Annotated in this window: 2 protein-coding genes; both read right to left on the bottom strand. The window is 38.4% G+C overall.

Translation table 11 applies throughout. The features are described 5' to 3' along the window. On the bottom strand, positions 1 to 1,206 hold a 1,206-nt coding region (locus tag WBN20_RS07090), incomplete at its 3' end, for a TolC family protein (RefSeq protein ID WP_424281194.1). A 50-nt stretch (positions 1,207 to 1,256) separates the two neighbouring features. Then, positions 1,257 to 2,233 (bottom strand): efflux RND transporter periplasmic adaptor subunit (locus WBN20_RS07085; protein WP_424281193.1); only part of this gene is annotated, 977 nt, incomplete at its 5' end.

Here is a 2,233-nt window from a genome sequence, read left to right as displayed (position 1 = left end):
CATAATCCCTACATCAAATCTTTCTTTGGAGTAATCCAATGCCAATAATCTTGCTTCCCTTGTCTTTAAGGCGGCGTCATATTCCTGAGAGCTATTAATAACATCCACGTAGGACTGATTTATATTTGTTTCCAGGTCTAATTTATTTTGCTCCAGGTCTAGTTGTGCCTTTAATACATTTATTCGAGATCGCTTAATATTATTCCGAGTACTAAAGCCGTTAAAAACAGGAATACTTATTTGTGCTCCAAAGGCGATACCATCATTAATCCATAGCTGATCTTTAAAAGGGATTACCTGTCCTGTTATTGGATCAAAAAATTGATCGGAATAACGTGTATTATAATTAACAAAAGCGTCTAGTGATGGATAGGCTGCACCTTTGGCTATAGCTAAATCTTTTTCTGCCAAATCCACATTGGTCTCGAAAAATTTGGTTTCATACCAGTAGGATAAGGCTTTATCAAAAATAACCTTAGGAGAATTTTTCAATATATCAGCAGCAGGAACCTCAAATTCAGCATCTGAAATATCAAAGTTTTCATAGTCTGTTATTTGCAGTAACTGCGCCAAATTAATACGTGAAATAAGAACTTCGTTTTCAGCATTAATAATTTGCTGCTCACGGGTTGCCGCGGTGGCTTCAATTTCCAATAAATCTCCTCTGGCCACCACACCTGACTCAACTAATTCTCTAGTTTTATTTAAGTCCTGTTCGGTAACAGCATATAGTGCCTTAGCAACTTTAGCGGCTTCCTTGTTAGACAAAATACTTAAATAATTAATAGCCACATTTAAACGAATATCGTTTACCAGGTCGTCCAATCGGTATTTGCTTCCAATCGCGTTAAGTTTAGCCCTGTTAAGCCTGTGAATATTTCTCAATCCATTAAATAAATTCACTGATGAGGTAACACTTCCGGAAGAAGTTATTTGGGTAGTGTTCACCGGTTGATTGTTAGTTGGATCAAAAGACAGACCAGTATTGCTTTGTCCATTTAACATTCCATTTAAATCAGGAAGGAAGTCGCCAATGGCATCCGATTTATCAATCGTAGACAACTCCAGGTCCAATTCATATTGTTGAATGGTCAGGTTATTTTCAACTGCGTAGTTGACGCATTCCTCAAGGGTCCATATTTTTTTCTGAGCAAAGGCAATTCCAGTCATGCACAGGAATAGCACTACAGTTATTTTATATTTCATCTGTCGTTTTTTGATAATTATAATTGATTGACTATTCGTATTTAGCTTAATTATTCTTCTTCACTTTCCTCCTCTTCGTCTTCCCCTTTTTTAATCGGCTCGGTTTTATTCCAGACTTTTACTTCATCTTCTTCGGTTATTCCCGAGATAATTTCCACGTTAACCCCATCTGAAATTCCTATTTCAACTTCTTTGCGCTCAAATTTCTGATCACCAACGGCAACTTCCACATAGGGTTCATCTGTTTCCTTATCAAATTGCAGGAGTGCTTCAGGGATTACCATAACGCTGTCCTTTTTCTCAAGAACCAAAGAGGCATTCGCACTATATCCCGCTCTGATCATAACGCCCTCTTCAACAACCACATCGCCTTCTATTTTGAATTGTACCGCACCCGACTCTTCTATTCCTTTTGGTGCGATAAACTTTAACTTTGCTTCAAATTTTTCATCTTCCAGGGCTCCTAAACTAATTTCAAGGGGCATTCCTATCTCTAGTTTCCCTACTTCCCCTTCATCAACCTTTCCTTCAAAAATCATCTTGCCCAAATCGGCAATGGTCGCAATGGTTGTTCCATCGTTAAAGTTATTGCTCTGAATTACCTGATCTCCTTCCCTTACCGGAATTTCCAACAATGTACCTGCAACCGTTGCACGAATGTTAGTATTCGCACTTGAAGAACCTCCGGCAGAGCCTCTTCTGATAATCTGATAATCTGCACGAGCATTGTCCAATTCCTGAATGGCCTGATCATATCTTAATTGCAAGACGTTAAAGTCCTGGCTGGAAATAACCACTTTATCAAATATGGCCTTATTCCGTTTATATTCAATTTCAGTATTGCTTAATTCAATCTCTGCATTTCTTACTATTCCTCGGGCCTGATTTAAGGATTGCTCATTGGGTACCACTTTTATTACAGCAATTAAATCGCCCGCCTTAACCTGAGCGCCTTCTTCCAGATAAATGGTTTCAATAATTCCGGATATTTGAGGTTTGATCTCAATCTCATCCTCAGGGATTACTT

The sequence above is a fragment of the Eudoraea sp. genome, assembly GCF_049665975.1.
GTDB lineage: Bacteria > Bacteroidota > Bacteroidia > Flavobacteriales > Flavobacteriaceae > Eudoraea.
The sequence above is the reverse complement of the archived record's forward strand: the minus strand, read 5'-3'. Positions and strand labels throughout refer to the sequence as shown.